The organism is Litoreibacter arenae DSM 19593 (assembly GCF_000442275.2).
In the GTDB taxonomy this organism is placed as follows: domain Bacteria; phylum Pseudomonadota; class Alphaproteobacteria; order Rhodobacterales; family Rhodobacteraceae; genus Litoreibacter; species Litoreibacter arenae.
The window spans coordinates 482,471-504,556 of the sequence record NZ_KE557306.1; the positions used below are offsets into that span (position 1 = coordinate 482,471).

Here is a 22,086-nt window from a genome sequence, read left to right on the forward strand (position 1 = left end):
AGTCAACGCTGCACCTGCCCGTTAAGGGGTGAAAATGGCGAGTGTTGCCAAACAATCGCCGATCAGGGGCCGGATAGGCTTTAGTCTGTGGATAACCCCAACATCATCTTGATGCATACGCCCCCTTTGACGCAATATATGGTCTCAACCCACGAATCCCCTCACGCCGGAGACCCGCCCATGCCTATTTCCCCCGAACAAGCTCAGGAAATCGCCGAGGCGCGGTCCCAGACGCACACCACCATGCGCGCCACCGTGCCGGGGATGGAGGCGCATCTCTACACCGCCCACGAGGTGCTCGACCATGGCTTCATCCGCGTCATCGACTACATGGGCGACGACAGCGCCATCTGCCAAGCCGCCCGCGTTTCCTACGGCAAGGGCACCAAGTCGGTGCAAAACGACGAGGGCCTGATCCGCTACCTGATGCGCCACTGGCACTCCACGCCCTTCGAGATGTGCGAGATCAAGCTGCACGTCAAACTGCCCGTCTTCGTCGCCCGCCAGTGGATCCGCCACCGGACCGCCAACGTCAACGAATACTCCGCCCGCTATTCGATCCTCGACCGCGAGTTCTACATCCCCGCGCCCGAGCATATCAACGCGCAGTCCGTGGTGAACAACCAGGGCCGTGGCAAAATCCTCGAAGGGGAGGAGGCCGCCCGCGTCCTCGAAATCCTCAAAGCCGACAGCACCCGCGCCTATGACAACTACGAGGCGATGATCTCCGACGACGGCCAGGACGGCCTCGCCCGCGAGCTGGCCCGCATGAACCTGCCTGCGAATATCTATACTCAATGGTACTGGAAGGTGGACCTCCACAATCTGTTTCACTTCTTGCGCCTGCGTGCAGATAGCCATGCACAGTATGAAATAAGGGTTTACGCCGACGCGATTTGCAAAGTCGTCGCCGACTGGGTCCCCGCCGCATACTCCGCCTTCGAGGACTACCGTCTGGGCGGCGCGCAACTCAGCGGCAAAGCCGTCGACTGCGTCCGCCGGATGCTCAAGGGCGAGGAGGTCACGCAGGAAACCTCTGGGATGTCCAAGGGGGAGTGGCGGGAGTTTATGGGGGTTATTGGGTGAGAGAACTGGGAAAGCTCTCAGAAACCGAGCTTCTAAGACTTGTCGATGAAGTTGATAGAGAGGTTATCGACTCAAACTATACTCCCGCACAAAGACAATTTCATACTGTATCCGAAGTATGCAAGAGAACTGGCGTTGTGTTTATAATGGGCGCAACACCAAATAGTGACGTGGACAGAATTCGAGCTGCACTCAAGAGGTTTTATCGACCGAAAGATGTCCAAATTGGAGGAGAGTTCGTAGGGCTCACTGTACACCTTGATCTGTTCTTCAAAGTAAGTGTCCCCATCGCATATGGGACGGTCAAGCTAGAACTTGCGTCACTGACAGACGCGACCGAGATGCAACTCCAGCGCCTTCGTGGGAATGCGAAAGATGAGGTTGAGTTCTTTAAAGCGGTTTGTGACGTGCTTGATATTGGGGCGTGTCTAGCACCGTGGAGCGGATTTAAGAAGCCGGATGGCGAGGCCGGAAAATATTTTGATATGGCTGCGTTCCACAACCAAGCGGCCGCAGCGACGGCGCTAGGTGCCTACGATCTCCGCGGGAGCATTCAATCAGCGCTCATCTGTTCCGAATTAGCAATTAAATCCGCATTATTGGTGTCGGGAGAAAGCGAAGATTTTTTGAGAAATGAAATCGGCCATGACTTGACCAAGTCGATTGTCCATCTCGACAAGGTCGGCAATTATGACATTAAATTAATAGGTGAAGCCTTACAAAAGTTGCCACATTTTGTTCGTAGCCGATATGAAGAAAAGGCTTGGACGCGAATTCAAGTAAGGGACGTTCTAATCTCTGCCCAGAGTGTTTTGGCAGAAGTTGCGCGAGGATTTTCGAAAAAATCTATTTGGAAAGAAATTAACGGATCGTAATCCCACCCAAAACCATGCCCGACAAAAAGCCGACACTGTGCCACGCCTTGCAGACAGCCCTCAAACCTTAACGCCACGCAGCAAAAAGCCCGCCGGTGGGGCGGGCTTTCATCGCTTCTTAACACTCTGGGGCTTAGTCTAGCGCGACCAGATCACCAGCCGATGCGCGGCCGTCGCGGCCTTCGATCATCTCGTACTGGATCTTCTGGTCGTCACGCAGGCCGGTCAGACCAGCGCGCTCGACCGCGGAAATATGGACGAAGACGTCCTTGCCGCCATCGTCAGGTGCAATAAAGCCGAAGCCTTTGGTTGTGTTGAACCATTTTACGGTGCCAGTGGCCATTCCGTGTCTCCTTCTAGTCTCCGCCCGCGGTATGCGGCGGGGTGGTGCAGCAGTGTCTTCAAGTTGGGCGCGTGCATCCGTAGAAGTAGGCCGAAACGTAAAGTCTGTCTCACAAACAATAGATTATGCACGGTTCGTGAAACTTCAATGACAGAAATCAACTGCCCGCGCATCGGCAAGTTTCCGCTGCGTAAGCCATTGTTCCAGAAAACGCTTCTCTGAGCAGTTTCTGGACAATTTTTGTGACAAACCCTGTAAAACCAAGGGAATCAAAGAGGAAAACCGCATGAAACTCTATGGAATCAAGACCTGTGACACCTGCCGAAAGGCGCTCAAAGCCCTGCCGAATGCCGAGTTCATAGACGTCCGCGCCACGCCCCTTGACCGCGCGGAGCTACAGCGGTTTCTGGACGCGTTCGGGGCCGACTTGGTCAACACCCGCTCCACCACATGGCGCGGCCTATCCGAGTCAGAGCGCGCCGCCGACCCGCTGGACCAGCTTGTGGCGCACCCGACCCTGATGAAGCGCCCCGTCATTGACGACGGGACGCTTTATCTGGGCTGGGGCAAGGACGTGCAGGCCGCGCTTACTTAAGATCGGGCGGGCAGGCCTCGGCCTTGAGGTCCGCGATCAGCGCATCCGTCGCCACGACGGAGGTTTGCTTTTCCCCCAGACGGCGCAGCGTGACCGTGCCGTCCTCGACCTCTTTCTTGCCGACCGCAAGGATTACCGGCACCTTGCCGACCGAGTGCTCGCGCACCTTGTAGTTGATCTTCTCGTTGCGGATGTCCGCCTCGGCACGAATGCCTGCGGCCTTTAGTTTCTCAACGGTTTCAAGCACATACTCGTCCGCATCCGACACGATGGAGGCGACAACGACCTGACGCGGGGCCAGCCAGAACGGCAGCTTGCCCGCAGAGTTTTCGATCAGGATGCCGATGAACCGCTCGAAGCTTCCCAGTGTTGCGCGGTGCAGCATATAGGGCCGATGCTTGGCCCCGTCCTCGCCGATATAGGTGGCGTCGAGGCGCTCGGGCAGATTGGGGTCGACTTGGAACGTGCCGCACTGCCACTCGCGCCCGATGGCGTCGGTCAGCTTGAAGTCCAGCTTGGGGCCGTAAAACGCGCCTTCTCCGGGGTCGAGCGTATACGCGTTGCCGGTTGCCTTGATCGCATTTTCCAAGGCGTTTTCAACGTGATCCCATGATTCCTCCGTGCCGACGCGCTTTTCGGGACGGGTGGCGAACATGATCTCGAACTTCTCGAACCCAAGATCCTTGTAGACGGACGCCAGGAATTCGATGAAGCGGGCGCATTCCGATTCGATCTGCTCCTCGGTGCAGAAGATATGCGCGTCGTCTTGGGTGAACCCGCGCACCCGCATGATGCCGTGCAGCGCGCCGGACGGCTCGTAGCGCGCGCAGGACCCGAACTCGGCCATGCGCAGAGGAAGGTCGCGATAGGACTTAAGTCCCTGATTATAAACCTGAACGTGGCAGGGACAGTTCATGGGCTTGAGCGCATTGACGGTCTTTTCCCGTGCGTGATCCTCGTCCACCTCTACGATGAACATATGCTCCTGATACTTGTCCCAGTGGCCCGAGGCTTCCCAGAGCTTTCGGTCGACCACTTGCGGGGTGTTGATCTCGACATAGCCGCCTGCACGTTGCTTGCGGCGCATGTAGTCTTGCAGCGTCGTGTAGATCGTCCAGCCATTGGGATGCCAGAACACCTGACCGGGGGCCTCTTCCTGCATGTGGTAGAGGTCCATTTCGCGGCCCAGTTTGCGGTGATCGCGCTTCTCGGCTTCCTCAAGGAAGTGCAGGTACTCCTTCAGCTTTTCCTTGTTCTGGAACGCCACGCCATAGATGCGTTGCAGCTGCGCACGGTCGCTGTCACCGCGCCAATAGGCACCGGCGATGGACATGAGTTTCCACGCATCCCCAGGGACTTGGCCGGTGTTCTGCAAGTGCGGACCGCGGCATAGATCCTGCCAGTCGCCATGCCAGTACATGCGCAGAGGCTCGTCGCCGGGGATGCTTTCGATCAGCTCGACTTTGTAGGGTTCGCCATTGTCTTTGTAGTGCTGGATGGCGCGGTCGCGGTCCCAGACCTCGGTGCGCACGTCGTCGCGCTTGTTGATGATCTCGCGCATTTTCTTCTCGATCAGCGCAAGGTCTTCCGGCACGAACGGCTCGGCGCGGTCGAAATCGTAATACCAGCCGTCCTTGATGACGGGCCCAATGGTGACCTGCGTCTCGGGCCAGATTTCCTGCACCGCGCGGGCCATGATATGAGCAAGGTCGTGGCGGATCAGCTCCAGCGCGGGGGCCTCGTCCTTCATGGTGTTGATCGCGATGGAGGCGTCCGCGTTGATCGGCCATTGCAGGTCATAGTGCTGGCCGTCGACAGTCGCGGAAATGGCTTTCTTGGCCAGCGACGATGCGATGGAGGCGGCGACCTCGGCAGGGGTAACGCCTGCGTCGTAGTCACGCGAATTGCCGTCGGGAAATGTCAGGGAGATTGAGGCCATTGTCTTGGCTCCTCGTCAGTTTGGCGCCCACGGAACGCCCGGTTGCGGGTTATGTGTAGGGGGTAAATGGCGGCCTAAAGCGCGAAGGTCAAGCGGCGAAAATCACCAGCGACCGCTCGTCCCACTGAACCCGTGTTTTTGTGCCACGCTCCAGCACGGGGCGGGAGATCAGGTTCTTCATGGAAATGGTCACGGGTGTTGAGGAGCCTTCCAGCGTGACCTCATAATAGGTCATGTCGCCATAATAGGCGAGGTCCTGAACGGTCGCATCGGCCACGCGGCCGGTGGGATTCTGCCCTTCGAACAGGATCGACAGGGCCTCCGGTCGCAGCCCCACGACGTCGGCAGTTGCACGGGCACCTTCGGGGAGTTGGTCGACGGAAATTTCAGCGTTTCCAAGGCCTTCTACGTCGAAGCTAACGGCTTTCTCGGTGGTGCCGGTTTGCTTGGCCTCAAGGAAGTTCATCACGCCGATGAACTCCCCCACGCGGCGGGTGGCGGGGCGGCGGTAGAGTTCCTGCGGGGAGGCCATTTGGGCGATTTCGCCCTCGAACATCACCGCGATGCGGTCGGACATGATCAGGGCTTCCTCTTGGTCGTGAGTGACCAGAATGAATGTAATGCCCACCTGGCGTTGCAGGCGGCGCAGCTCTGACTGCATCTGCTCGCGCATCTTCTTGTCGAGCGCCGAGAGCGGCTCGTCCAGCAGCAGCACCTTGGGCTTCAAGACCAGCGCACGGGCAAGTGCCACCCTTTGCCGTTGCCCACCCGACAGCGCGTGTGCGGCGCGGGAACCGTAGCCCGCCAGCCCCACCATCGTCAGCGCCTCATCCGCCGCAGCGGCCATATCGGCCTTGCTCAGGCCCTTCTTGCGCAGGCCGAATGCCACATTCTGGCCCACGGTCAGGTGCGGAAAAATGGCGTAGCTTTGAAACACCATATTCGTCGGGCGCTTGTTGGCGGGCACGCGGGCCATGTTGGCGCCGTCGAGCAGCAGGACGCCTTCCGACACGTCCTCGAACCCCGCAATCACCCGCAACAAGGTGGTCTTGCCGCAGCCCGATGGGCCGAGCAGCGAGAAGAACTCGCCCTGTTTGATCTCAAGGTCGATGCCGCGCAGGGCGTGGTAGTCGCCGTAGTATTTGTGGATGCCGGAAAGCGAGATGATGGAGCTCACAGGAACCCTCCACTGTCTTTGGCGCCGGTGCGACGGATGCCCCGGCGGCGGAAATATTCGGCGATGCTGAGCAGCACCAGTGAGGCCAGAATGAGCAGCGTCCCAAGGGCCATGACCGAGGGCAGGCGTTTGGGGAAGCGCAGTTGCGACCAGATATAGACGGGCAGGGTCGGGTCCGCGCCGGTCAGGAAGAAGGCGATGATGAACTCGTCCATCGAGATGGTGAAGGCGATCAGAAACGACGCCACGATGCCTGGCGTGACCAACGGCAGGATGATCTTGCTGAACGCGCCCCAGCGGGTTTCGCCCAGATCGACGGCGGCTTCCTCCAGCGACTGGTCCAGTCCCTGGAAGGACGACGACAGGATGGCGATGGCGAAGGGGGTGCAGATCAGCGTGTGGCCCATGATGACCGTCCACGAGGTCAGCGAGAAGCCCAGCTGCATCAGGACAACCAGCAGGGACACGGCGACGATGATCTCCGGCAGGACCAGCGGAAGCATGATCGTGCCCATGATCGGTGCCTTGAACGGAAAGCGGTAACGGGTGGAGGCGCGGGCGGCGCAGATGCCCAGAAGGGTCGACAAGGTGGCAGATGACAACCCGATGAACAGCGAGTTTTTCAAGGCCCCGTGCAGCGCGTCGATCCCGGCCAGTTCCACGAACCACTTGGTGGTGAAGCCGTTGAGCGGGAACGCGATGACCGTTGCATCGTTGAACGAAAACACGGGCAGCAGCAGCACCGGCAGGTAGAGAAATACCAGATAGACGATGGCGTAAAGGCGCAACCAGTTCATTTCAGGAACCTTCGGTTGGCGAACAGGAAGACGAGAGAAATCAGCGTCACAGCTGTCATCGCCAGCACCGATAGCGCCGCTCCCATGGGGGCGTTGTTCAGCTTCAGGAATTGCGTCTGGATCATGTTGGCGATCATCAGCCCGTCCGGTCCGCCGACAAGACGGGGCGTGACGTAGTCACCGATGGTCGGGATAAACACGATCAACGTGGCCGCAATGACGCCGGGCATCGCCAGCGGCAAGGTCACGCGGAAAAAGGTGCGCACGGTGCCTTCGCCGAGATCTTGGGAGGCCTCCAGCAGCGAACGGTCGATCTTTTCCAGCGCGACATAGATCGGCAAAATGGTGAAAGGCGCAAAGGCGTGGGCCAGCGTGATGACCACCGCGTTGGAATTGTAGAGGATGAAGGTCAACGGCTCGTCGATCAGCCCAAGCCACAGCAGGCCGGAGTTCAGCACGCCGTTGAAGCCAAGGATGACTTTCCACAAGAACGCCCGCAGCAGGTAGCTGGTCCAGAACGGGATGGTGATGAGGAAAACCCAGAACGCCTTGCGCTCCGGGCGGACATGGAAGGACACGAAATAGGCAATGGGGAAGGCCAGCACGACCGTGACCACGGTGACGGCGCCCGCAATAGTCACCGACCGTAGCATAATCGCGCGGTAGATCGGGTCGGAAAACGCCTCTTGGTAGTTTTTCAGCGTAAAGGTGTGGTCGATGTTCAGGAAGTCCTGCGTCCAGAAGCTGAACGCGAAGATGGTCGCAAGCGGCACGGCCAGCAGCAACAGCACGTAGATAGCGGTCGGGCTTATCAGCGCCAGCCCGCGTTTCGCGTCGGTGTCAAAACGTGCAGAGATTCTTTTCGTGCCCCCGAAGTCCGATCTCTAGATTACGGCAAAGACGTCGCGGGGCAAGAGGGTTTGCATGAACCACCCACCAGTTCGCGCGTTGGGGTGACAATCGGTGGGTTTGCAGTAGCTTAAGCCTCAAAATACAGGAGTCGTCATGAAATCCGAAAGTCTGCAATCCACGCTCTTCGAGCTGCTGGTAGAAAATCCGGAAGCGGACGGTGGCCTGACCGAAGGCGCCAAAAAGCACGAGCCCCGCAGTTTTCTGCGTCATGCGGCGGCTTTGGGCATGACCAAGCTGGCCGACGGGTTGATCGACCCGAAGCTGGTGTTGAGCTGGCTTCTGACGACGCTCGGTGCGCCTGCTTTTTATGTCGGTCTTCTGGTGCCGATCCGCGAGGCAGGTGCGTTGTTGCCGCAACTGGCGCTCGCGTCCTGGGTCGAAGGCATGGCGCAGCGCAAATGGGCGTGGGTTGCGGGGGCGGTCGGGCAGGGGGCGTCGGCGCTCGCGATTGTGCTGGTCGCCCTGAGCTTTGAAGGTGCGCTGGCAGGTGGCCTCATCTGCGTGGCCCTTGCGGTGCTGGCCTTGTCGCGAAGCCTGTGCAGCGTGTCCTACAAGGACATTTTGGGCGAAACCGTCGCCCAAAGCCACCGTGGCAGCGCGACCGGCATCGCCAGTTCCACCGCATCTGCCGGTGTCATCGTCTTCGCGCTGTTGTTGATGAGCGGCGTTTTCGCGCGGGAAGGGCTGGTGCTCGTGTCCATCGGCCTTGCCGCTTGCCTGTGGGGGCTGGCGGCGCTGGTCATGGCCAGCCTGCATGAGGAGGAGACCAAATCGTCGGACCAGTCGTTCAACCCGCTGGCCCAGTTCCGCATATTGCGCGAGGATGCCCAGTTGCGGCGCTTCATCGTGACGCGCGGTTTGCTGGTCTCCACCGCGCTGGCACCGCCCTACATGATCCTGCTGGCGGGCAGCGAAGGGGCGCTGTCGCAGCTAGGTGCACTGGTGCTCGCCTCGGCGCTGGCTTCGCTTCTCAGCTCTTACGTGTGGGGGCGGTTGTCGGACCGCTCCTCGCGCCTGGTGTTGCTGTTGTCAGGGGTTTCCGGCTCCGGTGCGCTTGTCGCAACGCTTGTATTTTCGGCGCTTGGCCTTTTGGAAACCATATGGGCCTTGCCGCTGGCGTTATTCGCGCTGATGATCGCCTATCACGGGGTCAGGCAGGGGCGATCGACTTATCTCGTAGACATGTCGCCAGAGGGGCAGCGCGCGGCCTATACAGCGGTGTCGAACACCGTGATCGGGGTGTTGCTGCTGGCGTCCGGTGCGTTCGGTGCCTTGGCGGGGGTGGTGGGGCCAGCCGTGACATTGCTGGCTTTTGCACTCATGGCTGCCGGAGCCGCCTTCGTGGCCTACGGGCTTGAAGAGGCCGAACACGCGTAGCGTTTCGGTTGCACTGCTGGAAACAACCGCTAGCTTGGCGCGGCATCATCTAAGGAGGGGCCATGCCTGACTATCTTGACACCACCGCCGGTCGCCGCATTGCCTATCATCGCACGGAAGGGCAAGGCCCCGGCGTGGTGTTTCTGGGCGGTTTCAAATCCGACATGGAGGGCACCAAGGCCATTCATCTGGAGGCATGGGCCAAGGCGCAGGGCCGCGCCTTTTTGCGCTTTGATTATTCGGGCCATGGCCAGTCGTCGGGTGAGTTCACGGACGGGTCCATCGGCGACTGGGCGGATGACGCGCAAGCCGCGATTGAGGCGCTGACCGACGGGCCGCAGCTGCTGGTCGGCTCCTCCATGGGCGGGTGGATTTCCTTGCTGCTGACCCAACGCATCGCCCCACGCATAGGCGGGCTGGTGACGATCGCTGCCGCGCCGGATTTCACCGAGGACAGCATGTGGGCGGGCTTCACCGATGCCCAGAAAGCCGAATTGCAAGGCGGGCAGGTGGCCCTGCCGTCCGACTACGGCGAGCCCTATATTATTACCAAGCGGCTTATCGAAGAGGGGCGTAACAATCTGGTGCTGCGCGCGCCGCTGCCGTTGCCGTTTCCGGTGCGCTTCCTGCAAGGCACGGCTGACGCAGACGTGGACATGTCCGTGGCGCTAAGATTGCTGGACCACGCCGAAGGGCCGGATATGCGGCTGACGCTGTTGAAAGGTGCCGATCACCGTTTCTCGGACGCAGCTGCGCTTGAGTTGATCGAGACCGCAATCCGCGACGTGCTGGAGAGAATTTGATGCAAACCTTCGGGAAGTGGCTGGGGCGGATACTGCTCGCTCTGGTGATCCTTGGTGTTGTGATCTGGCTGTTCGTGCCCCGCGAACCGGTCGATACGGAAATATCATTTGATCCCAGTGTTATAGGTGACGACATTGATGCTTATCTGGCGCGTGAAGAGGCGCAATTTGACGACATAACCGAAGGCGTCGAAAAGCGGGTGATCTGGGCCGATGAGGTGGCCGAGCAGACGCCGCTGTCCATCGTCTACATTCACGGCTTCTCCGCCACGTCCGAGGAAATCCGGCCCGTTCCCGACAAGCTGGCCGACCAGCTTGGTGCCAACCTGTTTTATACCCGCCTGACAGGCCACGGACGTGGCGGGCTGGCCATGGCAGAGCCGGTCGCGGGTGACTGGCTTGAGGATACCGCCGAGGCTTTGGCAATCGGGCGGCGCATCGGGCAGGAGGTCATCGTGATCGCCACATCAACCGGCGGCACCGCTGCGGCTATCGCCGCGACCGATCCGGCACTGATGGAGCGGGTCAAGAGCATCGCGATGGTGTCGCCGAACTTCCGCGTGCGCTCTCCGGCGGCGGTCATTCTCGACTGGCCGCTGGCGCGCAGTTGGGCCGCGATGGTTGCCGGTGCCGAACGCAGCTTCGCGCCGATCAACGACGCGCACGGAAAATACTGGACAACGCTCTACCCGACGAGCGCACTCATCCCCATGGCGGCATTGGTCAGGCACGCGCGCGAGGCGGACTATTCTCAGGTGACCACGCCCGCCTTGTTCATCTTCTCCGACGAGGACGGGGTGGTGTCGGCGGAAACCACCCGTGCGGTGTCCACGAAATGGGGCGGGCCGGTTCAGCTTGCCCCGCGCGAATTAGGGGAAGGGGACGATCCCTTCAATCACGTGATCGCAGGCGATATCCTCAGTCCCGGACAGACAGACGCCACCGTGGCGCTGCTACGGTCATGGGTGGACGGTCTATGACGTCCGGCTTGCCGCACCGATGAGACGCAAGCCCGCGTCAATGTGGTCGCTGGAGACCTTGGGGCGGGAACGGCTGTCCAAATACTTCTTCATGCGCGAGTTCCTGTATTCGGAGATTGCCAACTTCCACCAGATCCAGAACATCCCCGAGGATGTCGAACTGACGCTGGAGGTCGGGCGGGCGTTTTGCACACAATTGCTAGACCCGCTGCACGAGACCTTTGGGTGCGTCAGCGTGCGGTCCGGCTACCGTTCACCGTCGCTCAACAGGTTTGGCAACGAGAACAAGCTGAACTGCGCACGAAACGACTACCCGGGCGAGTGTCACATCTGGGATCGCTCCTCCGAGCTCAAGATCGGCGGCGCGACGATCGTGATCCCATGGTTCGCCGACCAATACGCGCAGGGCCGTGACTGGCGCGATCTGGCTTACTGGATACACGACCATCTGCCCTATTCGGAACAGTGGTATTTTCCGAAGCTGGCGGCGTTCAATCTCACTTGGGAGCCGGTCCCGCGGCGCACGATCTCAAGCTACATCGCCCCGCGTGGCAAACTGGTCGCGGCAGGTGCTGCGCCGCCCGAAAACCTCGCCGCCCGCCGCGCGCGCTACGCGGATTTCCCGCCCTTTCGTTGTGTCGTGCAGCCTGCCACGCCTGACAGATGGCGGCTGTGACTGGCAGAGACAGCGTTAGCGATTGCATCGCCATGCGGTTTCGCCGACAACATGGCGAAGTCAGGGAGAGCCGTGAAATGAAAGACAACTTCCATGCGTGAACCGCTGGTTTTGCTGCCGGGAACGATGTGCGATGCGCGTATCTTCGGCCCGCAAATCAAGGCGCTCGGTCGGGAACGGGCGATGCATATCGCGCCTGTGTCGGGGCATGAAACGGTAGAGGCTCTGGCCGAAAATGTCCTTGCCGGAGCGCCCGAGCGTTTTGCGTTGGCCGGCACGTCCTTGGGCGGCATGGTTGCGATGGAAATCGTCAGGCGCGCACCGACCCGCGTCACGCGGCTGGCCTTGATGGATACCAGCGCACTTGCCGAAACGCCCGCCTTCGCCGCCATGCGCGAGCCTAAGATCGCGCGGGTCATGGCGGGCTCTCTGGTCGATGTGATCCGCGAAGAGGTCGCGCCGGACGATCTCGCAGCGGGTGCGGCCAGACAGTCTGTGCTCGACCTTGTCCTCGATATGGCGCTGGAGCTTGGGGAGGGCGTTTTCCTGCGCCAATCGCGTGCCTTGCAGCGGCGGCCCGATCAGCAAGGAGTGTTACGCAAGATGCGGTTGCCAACGTTGATTTTATGTGGCGCGGAGGACCGACAGTACCCCGTGGCCCGCCATCAGTTCATGGCGGACCTTATTTTCGGGGCAAAGCTGGCTGTGATCCCGGAGGCCGGCCTGTTGCCGACGCTGGAGCAGCCCGAGGCGGTCAATGCCGCCTTGGTGCAATGGCTTGAGAGCTAGGCTTTTTTCTTTGTCAGCTGAGCCACGTTGCTTTTGGCGGCCTTCGGCGCGTCGGAATTCGCGTCGATGAACTCAAGAACAAGCGGGCGGATATTGTTGCGCCAGCTTTTGCCTGCAAAGATACCGTAGTGACCGGCGCCCGGCTCTACGTGCGATGCCTTCTTGCTGTCCGGCAGGCCGGTGCACAGATCCAATGCTGCGATGCACTGACCAGGGGCCGAAATATCGTCTTCTGCCCCTTCCACGGTTTTTACAGCAACCGATGTGATCTTGCCGATGTCGACCGGCTTGCCGTTCACCGTGAACCGATTCTCTGCGATTTCGCGGCCTTTGAAGATGCGCTCGACCGTCGACAGGTAAAATTCTGCGGTCATATCCATGACTGCAAGATACTCGTCATAGAACTTGTTGTGCTTCGCTTGCGCACCGATATCGCCCCGCGATACCGCCATGATGTGGTTGCGGAATGCGTCACCGTGGCGGTCGGCGTTCATGGACATGAACGACGCCAGTTGAAGCAAGCCGGGATAGACCATCCGGCCCACGCCATTGTATTTGAAGCCGACACGTTGGATTGCCGATTCTTCCAGCTGACCCATAGTGATGCGGCGTCCAAAGTCGGTGACGTCCGTGGCTGCTGCGTCCGGATCGACCGGACCGCCGATCAGCGTCAGGGACCTTGGTTGCGCTTTCGGGTCCTCTTCCGCCAGATACGCCGTCGCCGCGAGCGCGAGCGGAACGGGTTGGCAAACTGCGATCACATGTGTGTCCGGGCCCAGTTCTTTCATGAAATCAACAAGGTACGAGGTGTAATCCTCGATATCAAACTTGCCGTCGCTGACCGGTATATCGCGGGCATTGTGCCAATCGGTTATGTAAACCTCGGCCTCCGACAACAAACTTATCACAGTCGAGCGCAAAAGTGTCGCGTAGTGTCCCGACATCGGGGCCACCAACAGAATCTTGCGGTCTTTTTGCGGGCGATCGGTGACATGAAAGTGAATCAGGTCGCCAAAAGGCTTCACCACGGGCCGCTCGATTCGCACCAGATGGTCACGACCGTCCTCGCCAACTACGGAGGCGATGTTCCACGCAGGTTTCGCAACCATTCGGGCGAATGTCCGCTCGGTAACTTCCCCCCACGCGCCTAGCATTTTAAAGAAGGGGTTTGGCGTCAGGGCGACGGCAGGGTTGGCACCGATGGCTTCCGCTGTCGCACCCAACCACTGGTTGGTGACGCGTATCGTTTCCATCAGGTCATATGTTGCCATATACTTCACAGGAGGCTCCTTTCGAGCGTAAACTTGTCCCTACGTCAATTCGTCGCTTTGCCTCCCAAGCTGGCGGACGATACTTCGCAGGTGCAGCATCAAGGTATTGTGGAAAGCTCAAAATGACAACCAAAACTGATACACCGGACGAGAATGACGCTGCGGAGAAGCTTGAACGCCTCAATGCGAATCTCACCAAGATAGATGAGCTTTCGAAGCGCTTGGTCGCGGCCATGGGCAAAAAGAAGTCCGCAGATCCGGGTTTGCAAGCCCCCGGGCAGGACGTTTATATGCAAGCCGCAGCGGCATATATGGCCGAAATGATGAACAACCCCTCCAAAATCCTTGAGCAGCAGGTCAATTATTGGGGAAAGTCGTTAAAACACTATGTAGAGGCGCAACAGCAATTCGCGCAGGGCAAGATCGCCCCGCCAGAGAACAAGGGTCCGTCAGACCGTCGCTTCAAATCCGAGCTGTGGGACACGCATCCCTATTTCAACTTCATCAAGCAGCAATACATGTATTCGTCGGAAGCCATCACCGACGCAATGAAGAATCTCGACGGGCTTTCGGACCATGAAAAAAGCCGGGTGTCATTCTTCGCCCAGCAGATCGTGGATATGTTTGCGCCCACCAATTTCCTTGCAACCAACCCCGAAGCGCTGGCCAAAGCCGTAGAGACCGACGGCGCGTCGCTGGTAAAAGGGTTGGAGAACCTCGTCCGTGACATCGAAGCCAACGAGGGCGACTTGCTGGTAAGCCTCGCGGACGAAACGGCCTTCAAGGTGGGCGAAAACATCGCCACGACCGAAGGCTCCGTCGTGTTCCGCAACCATATGTTCGAACTGATCCAATACAAGCCGACCACGGAAAAGGTCCATGCCACGCCGGTGGTGATCTTCCCGCCTTGGATCAACAAGTTCTACATAATGGACCTGAAGCCGCAGAACTCCCTGATCAAATGGATCGTCGATCAGGGCCACACCCTGTTCGTCGTGTCTTGGGTCAACCCCGATGCCAGCTATGCCGATGTGGGGATCGACACCTATATTGACGACGGCTACCTGACGGCTCTTGAAACCGTAAAGAAGATCACCGGTGAAAAGCAGGTCAATGCGGTTGGCTACTGTATTGCGGGGACCACGCTGTCACTGGTGCTGGCACTGCTGAAAAAGCGCAAGGACAAGACGGTCAAATCCGCAACCTTCTTCACCATGCTCTCGGATTTCGAAGACCCCGGCGAGATGGGCGTGTTCCTTGAAGACGATTTTGTCGACGGGATCGAGCGGCAAGTGGCGGAAAAGGGGTTCCTTCACTCGTTCTTCATGTCGCGCACCTTCTCCTATCTGCGCGCAAACGATCTGGTCTACGGCCCGGCCATTCGCAATTACATGATGGGGGAGGCGCCTCCGGCGTTCGACCTGCTGTATTGGAATGGCGACAGCACCAACCTGCCGGGACGGTTCGTCGTCGAGTATCTGCGCGAGCTGTGTCAGGGCAACAAGCTTGCCAAAGGCACGATGGAGATACTGGGGGAGACGCTGTCTCTGTCCGACATCGACCTGCCAATTTGCGCAATCGCCTGCGAGACCGATCACATCGCGGCTTGGCGTGGCTCTTACACGGGAATCAGGCAGTTCGGATCGAAGGACAAAACCTTCATCGTCTCCGAGTCGGGGCACGTTGCGGGCATCATCAACCCGCCGAGCAAAAAGAAATACGGCCATTATACCAACCCCGACATGACCGGTACGCAGGATGAATGGTGGGCAGGGGCCACCCATCACGAGGGGTCCTGGTGGCCGCGGTGGGACGAGTGGCTTACGGATAAGTCCTCCAAGAAAGTGCCTGCCCGCGAGCCAGGAAGTAAGGAATTTCCGATACTTGGACCGGCACCCGGCACCTATGTGACGGTTAAATCCAACAAGGCTTAGGTCGGCGAATAGCCCTTATCTGCAAGGCGCGGAGGCGAGATATCGCACCGCGCCTTTTGCGCCTCAGGGGGTGTTTGACCTTGGGTAAAAAAAATTATGCTGCAGTGCAGAATAATACTTGCAATGCTGCGCTGCGGCACGTATATATGCTGCAGACGCAAACAAGATAACGGGCCTGATCTGGCCCACACACACTGGAGACCAAGACAATGGCTAACAAAACTCAAGACTTCACAAAAGTATTCTCCGACATGGCAGCTGCTTTCCCGGTTGATATGTCCGCTTACAACGAAGCAATGAAAAACTCCGCTGCTCTGGGCGAAAAAATGTCCAAAGTTGCTCTGGACGCCGCAGCGACTTCCGCTGACCTGTCCTCCAAATGGACCAAAGAAACTCTGGCAAAAATGTCCGGCGTGACCAAAGCCCAAGCAGAGCCTGCCGACTACGCAAAAGCAGTCACCGACTTCGCTTCCGCACAAGCTGAATCTTCCGCAGAGCACATGGCTGCTTTCGCTGAAGTTGCGAAAAAAGTGCAAATGGAAACTGTTGAGCTGCTGATGGCTGCTGGCAAAGACATGCAAGAAGACACCACCGCCGCTGTGAAAAAAGCAACGGACGAGCTGGCTGCTTCCGCAAAGAAAGCTGCGAAAGTTTCGTAAGCTTTCGGACTTAAAAACTGCTGCTGTATCCTCCCAACAGCGTGCAGGTTTAGAGGGTGGGCCTTGTGCCCGCCCTTTTTTATTGGCTGGTCAAGCTTGTCTGCTTCGGCCGATCACCTTCTTGGCCGTAACGAACAACACCAAGACAAGCGTGAGCAGTCCTATAGGTTGATTAGGATTGTAGCCCTCGATCGGTTGCATCGGACCACTGGCCTTGCTGATCTCGGCCGTCAGTTTCTGCGATTGCTGCGGCGACAGCGTGATGTCGTCACCTTCCTCGGTGAGAGCCTTCAGCGCCGATTTCAGCCCTTCCATGATAGCCACTTCGTCGCTTTGGGGGCCTTTGGCTGCCTCGATCAGATCAAGGATCTTGCGCGACAACCCCAACAGGTCCATCCGCAGGCGCTTCATGTTTCCCATCTTGCTTTTGTAGCTCTGTTTGGCCTCGTAATTCCCGTGCTTGTTCAGAACACTGGAATGAGACACAGTCAGCAGGCCTTCTTGCGATTTGATGGCCTTTTGCATGTTCTCTGCACGGCCGCGCCACAGGTCAATCTTGCGCCCCAGATCGGCGTGCGCAGCAGTTCCGGGTTTGACGGGTTCTGTACGGCCCAGCAGCTTGGTCAACTCGACATCGACCTCGCCAGACAGTCGGCGAATGGCGATCACCTGACCTTCAAAATTCTGCATGATGCAGCTCCCTTTCTCGAATGTCTTAAACTAAAATGCTTTTACTCTCACAGATTTGCGCAGAGCGTGGGTCTTTGGCAAGTCCAAGATCGCGCGAACGTCTGCTCTTTCTTTTTTGCTGCACCTGCGCTAGCGTTTTTTCTGCGCTGCAATACTGGGAGGTTTTTCGTGGCAAAAACTGAGAAGACACCATTGCTCATCAAACGCTACGCGTCCCGCCGTCTCTACAACACAGAGACCAGCGACTACGTGACCCTTGATGACATTTCGGGCTTCATCAAGGAGGGCAGGGACGTCCAGATCGTCGATCTGAAATCCGGCGACGACCTGACGCGTCAATATCTGCTCCAGATCATCGCGGACAACGAGAGCAAAGGCGAAAGCGTCTTACCTATCAACGTGCTGACCGACCTCGTGCGCAGCTACACCACCAACGCGCAGAGCATGGTACCGGACTTCCTTGCGGCCAGCTTCGAAATGCTCCGCGAAGGCCAGAGCAAGATGGTCGAGAGCATGGCCAGCCCGATGACCGCCGTACCGGGGTTCGAGCAGATCAAGGCGCAGCAAGAAGCCTTCCTGAAAACTATGATGGGCGGCTGGAAAAGCCCAGGCACTGGTGGTGAGCCTGATGATGAAGCGGGTGACGACGCAGCTAAAGACCAGTCCGAACTTGAAGCAATCAAGAAACAACTGGCCGAAATGCAAGCCGCTGTTTCAAAAATGGGTAAACCTAAGGGCTGACGTCGCGGCAGGCTCCGCAACGTGGCTATCGAATTTTAGAGAATTGCGGCTAAGTTGGTCGCCATGGCCGATCACAACACTTCTTATCCCAAATACTCGCGTGCCGAGATTTTGGCCGACGGTCTGGTTCACGCGCTTGGGCTGGCGGCTTCCGTCATCGGAATTTCGCTGTTCCTGGCCTATCGGTGGGATCATATCTCGACCGGCCAGCTGGTCGCCCTTTGCGTCTACTGGGTAGGCCTCATTGCGATGTTCACCGTCTCCGGCGCGTATCACATGACGCCGTGGGAGCGTTTTCGCGCCCATCTGCGCCGCGCGGACCACGCGACGATATTCCTGAAAATCGCCGGAACCTACACGCCGTTTGTCGTCACCATCGGCACCGCATTCGGATACGCGGTGCTGGCAATCGTCTGGGCCTTGGCCGCGTTCGGGGCAATCACCAAGCTCTTCCGCTGGTCGGCGCCCGGACGCTGGAACGCCGCGCTCTATGTCGGGCTGGGCTGGATTAGCGTTGCGCTGATGTGGTCGGTGTTCGAGACGTCAGCCGCCGCAGGCTGGTGTGCGGCGGCCGGCGGCATTCTCTACACTGCCGGAATCCTGTTCTTCAAATGGGAAAGCCTGCGCTTTTCCAACGCTATCTGGCACGGTTTCGTCGTGGCGGCGTCAGGCTTCTTTTTCGCAGCGGTCAGTTTGGCTGTCTCGGCCTAGACGACGTCCTCGAACACACGGTTCAAGGCCGCTTCCAGTTTCTGGAACATCTCGTCCATTTGCGGCTCGGTCATGATGAACGCAGGGCACAGCACGACAGCCTGACCCAGCGGGCGGCAGATCAAGCCGTGATCGGTGCAGGTGTTGGCAATTCGCTCCGACACGCTCAGAGAGCCGTCGAACGGCGTCTTCGTCGCCTTATCCTTCACCGCCTCCAGAGCGCCCATCAGCCCCTTGCCGCGCGCTTCACCGATATGCGGGTGCTGCGCCAGTCGCGCCATTTCCGCCTCGAATTTCGGCGTCAGCGCACGAACATTGTCGATCAGCGGCGCGGCCCCGTCAGAGCCGTCCATAATCACCTCGATCGCCTTCAGCGCCACCGCGCAGCCGACCGGATGGCCCGATGCGGTGAAGCCATGCGGGAATTCCTCGATCTCATCCACGGCAGCCTGCAATCTGTCGGACATCTCCGGCCCGAGGATCACTGCCCCCATGGGGAAATATCCCGCAGTCAGGTTCTTGGACGAGATAATCGCATCCGGCATGAAATCGTAAGCCTGACAGCCCCAGTCCGATCCTGTCCGTCCGAAGCCCGTGATAACCTCGTCGGCCACCAGCGGGATGCCGTGCTTTTTCAGGATCGGTGCAACGGTCTGGAAATAGCCCTCCGACGGTGGGATCACGCCGCCTGCACCCATCACCGGCTCCGCCACGAAGGCCGCAATCGTGTCCGCGCCTTCGCGGGCGATGACCTCTTCCAACTCAGAGCCCATGCGGGCAGTGAACTCTGCCTCGGACTCGCCGTCGCGGCCTTCGCGCCAGTAATGCGGGCAGGTCAGGTGGATGAAGCCCGGCAGTGGCAGGCCGAATACATCGTTATAAGGCTTGCCGGTCATCGACGCCGAGACGGCCGTGACGCCATGATACCCGTTCTTGCGCGTCAGGATCTTGCGCCGTTCCGGCTTGCCTTCCGCACCGCCCAGAAACCACAGCATTTTGACCAGCGTGTCATTCGCCTCAGAGCCGGAGTTGGTGTAGAACACCTTGCCCCGCTCGAATGGCGACACGTCGATCAGCTTTTCAGACAGCATCACCGTCTGGTCAGACATCCGCCCGAAAAAGGCGTGATAGCCCGGAAAGCGGTCATATTGCGCCTTAGCGGCCTCTGCCATTCCCTTATGGTCGAAGCCGGCGACCATGTTCCAAAGGCCGGAATTCGCATCCAGAAATTTGCGCCCGTGTACGTCGAAGACATACGGCCCCTCGCCATGGGTCAGCACCACCGTTCCGCGCTCCGCAATCGAGGGCAGGTCGGTAAAGCCGTAGAAGGAATGGGCGTCCGCGCGGGCCTCCCAGCTGTTGGGGCTGTCGTCACGCATGTCTCTGGTCTCCGCTTTGAGTTGGCGCTAGCTTACGCTTGGTGTCTGGTCTCGGCAATCGGGATTCCGGCGCGTATCAGGGATTTGAAATGGTCGACACGCCTGGAAAAATCACGCTCTGGCAGGTGGAAATCTTCGTCGCCGCCGCGGAGGAGCCGTCGATCACCGCCGCCGCCCGCAGGCTGGGGGCCAGCCCGTCCGCCGTCAGCCAGCAACTCTCCAATCTGGAAACCGCCCTTGGCGCGCGCCTGCTGACCCGGACCGAGCGCCCCATGCCGCTAACCCAAGCGGGCGAATTGTTCCTGCGCCGCGCCCAGACCATTTTGCACGAGGCAGCACTGGCCACCTCGGAGCTTGCGCTGAAAGACCTGTCCGCGCGGATGCGCCTGCGCCTTGGCGTGATCGAGGATTTCGACGCCGACGTCACCCCCGCGCTGCTCACCCGGCTGGCAGGGCAGATGCCCAAGGCGCAATTCCTGCTGGAAACCGGCGCGTCGCACCGTTTGCTCGACCAGCTAGAGGCCCGCGCACTCGACATGGCCGTCGCCGCCGAGCCGGGGGATCTGCCGCCGTCCTACGAGGTGCATCCGCTGATGGACGACCCGTTCGTCGTCGTCACCCCGCGCCGTATGGTGCGCGAGGGCGACGATCTTATGGCAAGCCTCAGGGCCAACCCGCTGATCCAGTACACCACGCGGCACGTCATGGGCCGCCAGATCGCCTCGCACCTGTCACGCGTGAAGCTGAAGGCATCGCACCGGTTCGAGCTCGACAGCTATCATGCCATCATGGCCATGGTCGCGCGGGGTGAAGGCTGGACCATCCTGACGCCGCTCGGCGTGATGCGGGCCAAACGCTTTATCGACCGTGTCGACGTGTTCGAGCCGCCGTTCGAGCCTCTGTCCCGCCGCATCTCGCTCATGGCACGCGATGGCGCCACCCAGGACATGCCCGCCCGCGTCGCGGATGAGATGCGCCCGCTATTCCAGCGCGACATCGTCGAATACTGCACCCACAAAATGCCATGGCTCAAAAGCCAGATGCGCATCCTGAGTTAATCACGGCTCCCGGCTTCATTGCTTCGATAAATATTCCCCCCGGAGGGTCGCTCAGCCAAGCACCTCTGCCGCAGCGATGATCAGCGCGTCTGCAATATAGTCCAACTCCTCACGGGTCAGCCGCGCGGGTAGGCGCGTATCGCAGGCCTTCGCCAGCATGGCGCGGGTTTTGGGCAGGTCCGGGACCTCGCCGCGCAGGAACTGCCAGTTCCAGAAGGCGCGGGCATTGTTGTCGGACAGCCCGAACACCTGCGTGCTGACGCCTTGGGCCTTGGTGGCATCCATGAAGGCGCGGGCCTGCGCCTGAGAAAATCCGTTCAGGTTGAACTGGATCGAGTCCGGCGCGCGGACCTCCTTCTCCAGCGGGGCAGGCACGGTGAAATAGCCACTCGCCTCCAGCCGCGCCGCGACATAGTCGTGGTTCGAACGCCCGTCGCGTACCCGCCGCGCCAGTTCCGGCAATTGGGGCCGGATGACACAGGCGCTCAGGTTCTGCATCCGCATGTTGTAGAGCGGCAGCTTGTTTTGCCATTTCTCGGCCTCCGCCGCGACGATCGCGTGCTTCGACCAGTTCGCCTCATAGGCCCCCGACATGATCACCGCGCGTGCCACAAGCTCCGCGTCATCTGTCACCATAATACCGCCTTCACCCGCATTGATCATCTTGTAGCTCTGGAACGAGAAGCAGCCGATTTTGCCCAGCGTCCCGATATTGCGCCCGCCCCAAGTAGTGCCAAGCGAATGTGCGGCGTCCTCAATAACGGGAAGCCCATGCGCCTCCGCCAGTCGCAGGATCGCATCCATATCCGAGGTATGGCCGCGCATATGGCTGATCAACACGGCGTCGGCCGTGGCGATCTTGCGCTCGAAATCGTCCAGATCAACGCGGTAGTTGTCGCCCACCTCGACCAGCACCGGCAGGCAATCCGCATGAACCACCGCCGAGGGGACAGCGGCGAAGGTGAACGCAGGGATCAGCACTTTCGCCCCGTGCGGCAAATCCAGCGCTTTCAGGGCAAGGAACAGCGCAGCCGAACAGGACGACACCGCCAACGCGAATTTTGACCCCAGAAGTTGCGCGAACTCCTGCTCCAATAGGGCGACAGGCGCATTTTCCGGCGCGGTGTAGCGGAACAGGTCACCCGAACTCAGCAGCGCATCAATGGCTGCACGTGCGGTCTCGGGGATAGGTTCGGCGTCGTAGGTGTTTGGGGCTTGCTGGGGTAGGTCACGCATGGCGGGTTCCGTTTTTCCAAAATTAACCTTCGGAAAAGCTGTAGCGTAGTTTTCGGTA

General features: G+C 59.6%; 22 protein-coding genes. 13 read left to right on the forward strand and 9 right to left on the reverse strand.

All coding sequences use genetic code 11. From position 1 onward, the window contains the following. Positions 1–180 precede the first annotated feature (180 nt). The gene (gene thyX, locus THALAR_RS02525) at positions 181–1,086 is read left to right on the forward strand and encodes an FAD-dependent thymidylate synthase (RefSeq protein WP_021099904.1); all 906 of its coding nucleotides are present in this window, start codon (positions 181–183) and stop codon (positions 1,084–1,086) included. After that, entirely contained in the window at positions 1,083–1,961 is an 879-nt protein-coding gene (locus THALAR_RS02530) for a ribosome-binding factor A (RefSeq protein ID WP_154666734.1), read from the forward strand. The genes thyX and THALAR_RS02530 overlap by 4 nt, the downstream gene beginning before the upstream one ends. A gap of 133 nt (positions 1,962–2,094) precedes the next feature. Here THALAR_RS02530 and THALAR_RS02535 read toward each other — a convergent pair whose 3' ends face one another. Then, positions 2,095–2,304: a cold-shock protein gene (locus THALAR_RS02535; RefSeq protein ID WP_021099906.1), complete on the reverse strand. Its 210-nt coding sequence runs from the start codon at positions 2,302–2,304 to the stop codon at positions 2,095–2,097. A gap of 286 nt (positions 2,305–2,590) precedes the next feature. Here THALAR_RS02535 and THALAR_RS02540 point away from each other — a divergent pair, with 286 nt between their 5' ends. Then, positions 2,591–2,899, forward strand: a complete 309-nt coding sequence (locus THALAR_RS02540) for an arsenate reductase family protein (RefSeq protein ID WP_021099907.1) — start codon at positions 2,591–2,593, stop codon at positions 2,897–2,899. Here THALAR_RS02540 and thrS read toward each other — a convergent pair. The 4 genes from thrS to THALAR_RS02560 all read right to left on the reverse strand — a co-directional run bounded on the left by thrS (position 2,892) and on the right by THALAR_RS02560 (position 7,669). Continuing rightward, entirely contained in the window at positions 2,892–4,838 is a 1,947-nt protein-coding gene (thrS, locus tag THALAR_RS02545) for a threonine--tRNA ligase (RefSeq protein ID WP_021099908.1), read from the reverse strand. The genes THALAR_RS02540 and thrS overlap by 8 nt on opposite strands. A gap of 88 nt (positions 4,839–4,926) precedes the next feature. Then, positions 4,927–6,015, reverse strand: coding sequence for an ABC transporter ATP-binding protein (locus tag THALAR_RS02550; RefSeq protein ID WP_021099909.1), 1,089 nt, complete (start codon positions 6,013–6,015; stop codon positions 4,927–4,929). Beyond that, positions 6,012–6,812, reverse strand: coding sequence for an ABC transporter permease (locus THALAR_RS02555; protein ID WP_021099910.1), 801 nt, complete (start codon positions 6,810–6,812; stop codon positions 6,012–6,014). The genes THALAR_RS02550 and THALAR_RS02555 overlap by 4 nt, the downstream gene beginning before the upstream one ends. Continuing rightward, complete coding sequence (locus THALAR_RS02560; protein ID WP_040817070.1) at positions 6,809–7,669, reverse strand: ABC transporter permease; 861 nt, start codon at positions 7,667–7,669, stop codon at positions 6,809–6,811. The genes THALAR_RS02555 and THALAR_RS02560 overlap by 4 nt, the downstream gene beginning before the upstream one ends. A 148-nt stretch (positions 7,670–7,817) precedes the next feature. Here THALAR_RS02560 and THALAR_RS02565 point away from each other — a divergent pair, with 148 nt between their 5' ends. The 5 genes from THALAR_RS02565 to THALAR_RS02585 all read left to right on the forward strand — a co-directional run bounded on the left by THALAR_RS02565 (position 7,818) and on the right by THALAR_RS02585 (position 12,349). Continuing rightward, positions 7,818–9,101 carry an MFS transporter gene (locus THALAR_RS02565; protein ID WP_021099912.1) on the forward strand — a complete coding sequence of 428 codons (1,284 nt, stop codon included), beginning with the start codon at positions 7,818–7,820 and terminating at the stop codon, positions 9,099–9,101. Between the two features lie 62 nt (positions 9,102–9,163). Then, positions 9,164–9,904 (forward strand): alpha/beta hydrolase, encoded by a 741-nt coding sequence (locus tag THALAR_RS02570; protein ID WP_021099913.1) that lies wholly within the window; start codon positions 9,164–9,166, stop codon positions 9,902–9,904. Continuing rightward, on the forward strand, positions 9,904–10,884 hold the full coding sequence (locus THALAR_RS02575) for an alpha/beta hydrolase (protein ID WP_021099914.1): 981 nt from the start codon (positions 9,904–9,906) through the stop codon (positions 10,882–10,884). The genes THALAR_RS02570 and THALAR_RS02575 overlap by 1 nt, the downstream gene beginning before the upstream one ends. A gap of 40 nt (positions 10,885–10,924) precedes the next feature. Then, positions 10,925–11,560 carry a hypothetical protein gene (locus tag THALAR_RS02580; RefSeq protein WP_021099915.1) on the forward strand — a complete coding sequence of 212 codons (636 nt, stop codon included), beginning with the start codon at positions 10,925–10,927 and terminating at the stop codon, positions 11,558–11,560. Between the two features lie 93 nt (positions 11,561–11,653). After that, positions 11,654–12,349 (forward strand): alpha/beta fold hydrolase, encoded by a 696-nt coding sequence (locus THALAR_RS02585; RefSeq protein ID WP_021099916.1) that lies wholly within the window; start codon positions 11,654–11,656, stop codon positions 12,347–12,349. On the opposite strand, the gene phaZ is transcribed toward THALAR_RS02585, so the two are convergent. Continuing rightward, the gene (gene phaZ, locus THALAR_RS02590) at positions 12,346–13,629 is read right to left on the reverse strand and encodes a polyhydroxyalkanoate depolymerase (RefSeq protein ID WP_021099917.1); all 1,284 of its coding nucleotides are present in this window, start codon (positions 13,627–13,629) and stop codon (positions 12,346–12,348) included. The two genes, THALAR_RS02585 and phaZ, sit on opposite strands and share 4 nt — an antisense overlap. Positions 13,630–13,742: 113 nt before the next feature. Here phaZ and THALAR_RS02595 point away from each other — a divergent pair, with 113 nt between their 5' ends. Then, on the forward strand, positions 13,743–15,554 hold the full coding sequence (locus THALAR_RS02595) for a PHA/PHB synthase family protein (protein WP_021099918.1): 1,812 nt from the start codon (positions 13,743–13,745) through the stop codon (positions 15,552–15,554). Positions 15,555–15,763: 209 nt separating this feature from the next. Continuing rightward, a complete protein-coding gene (locus tag THALAR_RS02600) occupies positions 15,764–16,213 on the forward strand; it encodes a hypothetical protein (protein ID WP_021099919.1) in 450 nt (149 codons plus the stop codon). Positions 16,214–16,303: 90 nt separating this feature from the next. Here the strand turns inward: THALAR_RS02600 and THALAR_RS02605 are convergent, their stop codons facing one another. Beyond that, positions 16,304–16,903 carry a hypothetical protein gene (locus THALAR_RS02605; protein ID WP_021099920.1) on the reverse strand — a complete coding sequence of 200 codons (600 nt, stop codon included), beginning with the start codon at positions 16,901–16,903 and terminating at the stop codon, positions 16,304–16,306. 168 nt (positions 16,904–17,071) lie between these two features. Between THALAR_RS02605 and phaR the strand changes: the two genes are divergently transcribed. Continuing rightward, positions 17,072–17,644 carry a polyhydroxyalkanoate synthesis repressor PhaR gene (gene phaR / locus THALAR_RS18760; protein ID WP_021099921.1) on the forward strand — a complete coding sequence of 191 codons (573 nt, stop codon included), beginning with the start codon at positions 17,072–17,074 and terminating at the stop codon, positions 17,642–17,644. Positions 17,645–17,707: 63 nt separating this feature from the next. Beyond that, positions 17,708–18,355 carry a PAQR family membrane homeostasis protein TrhA gene (gene trhA / locus THALAR_RS02615; RefSeq protein WP_040817073.1) on the forward strand — a complete coding sequence of 216 codons (648 nt, stop codon included), beginning with the start codon at positions 17,708–17,710 and terminating at the stop codon, positions 18,353–18,355. Here the strand turns inward: trhA and THALAR_RS02620 are convergent. Further along, positions 18,352–19,734, reverse strand: a complete 1,383-nt coding sequence (locus THALAR_RS02620) for an aminotransferase (protein WP_021099923.1) — start codon at positions 19,732–19,734, stop codon at positions 18,352–18,354. The two genes, trhA and THALAR_RS02620, sit on opposite strands and share 4 nt — an antisense overlap. Positions 19,735–19,823: 89 nt before the next feature. Here THALAR_RS02620 and THALAR_RS02625 point away from each other — a divergent pair, with 89 nt between their 5' ends. Further along, positions 19,824–20,792, forward strand: coding sequence for a LysR family transcriptional regulator (locus THALAR_RS02625; protein WP_021099924.1), 969 nt, complete (start codon positions 19,824–19,826; stop codon positions 20,790–20,792). 51 nt (positions 20,793–20,843) lie between these two features. Here the strand turns inward: THALAR_RS02625 and THALAR_RS02630 are convergent, their stop codons facing one another. Then, on the reverse strand, positions 20,844–22,028 hold the full coding sequence (locus tag THALAR_RS02630) for a DegT/DnrJ/EryC1/StrS family aminotransferase (RefSeq protein WP_021099925.1): 1,185 nt from the start codon (positions 22,026–22,028) through the stop codon (positions 20,844–20,846). Between the last annotated feature and the right edge of the window lie 58 nt (positions 22,029–22,086).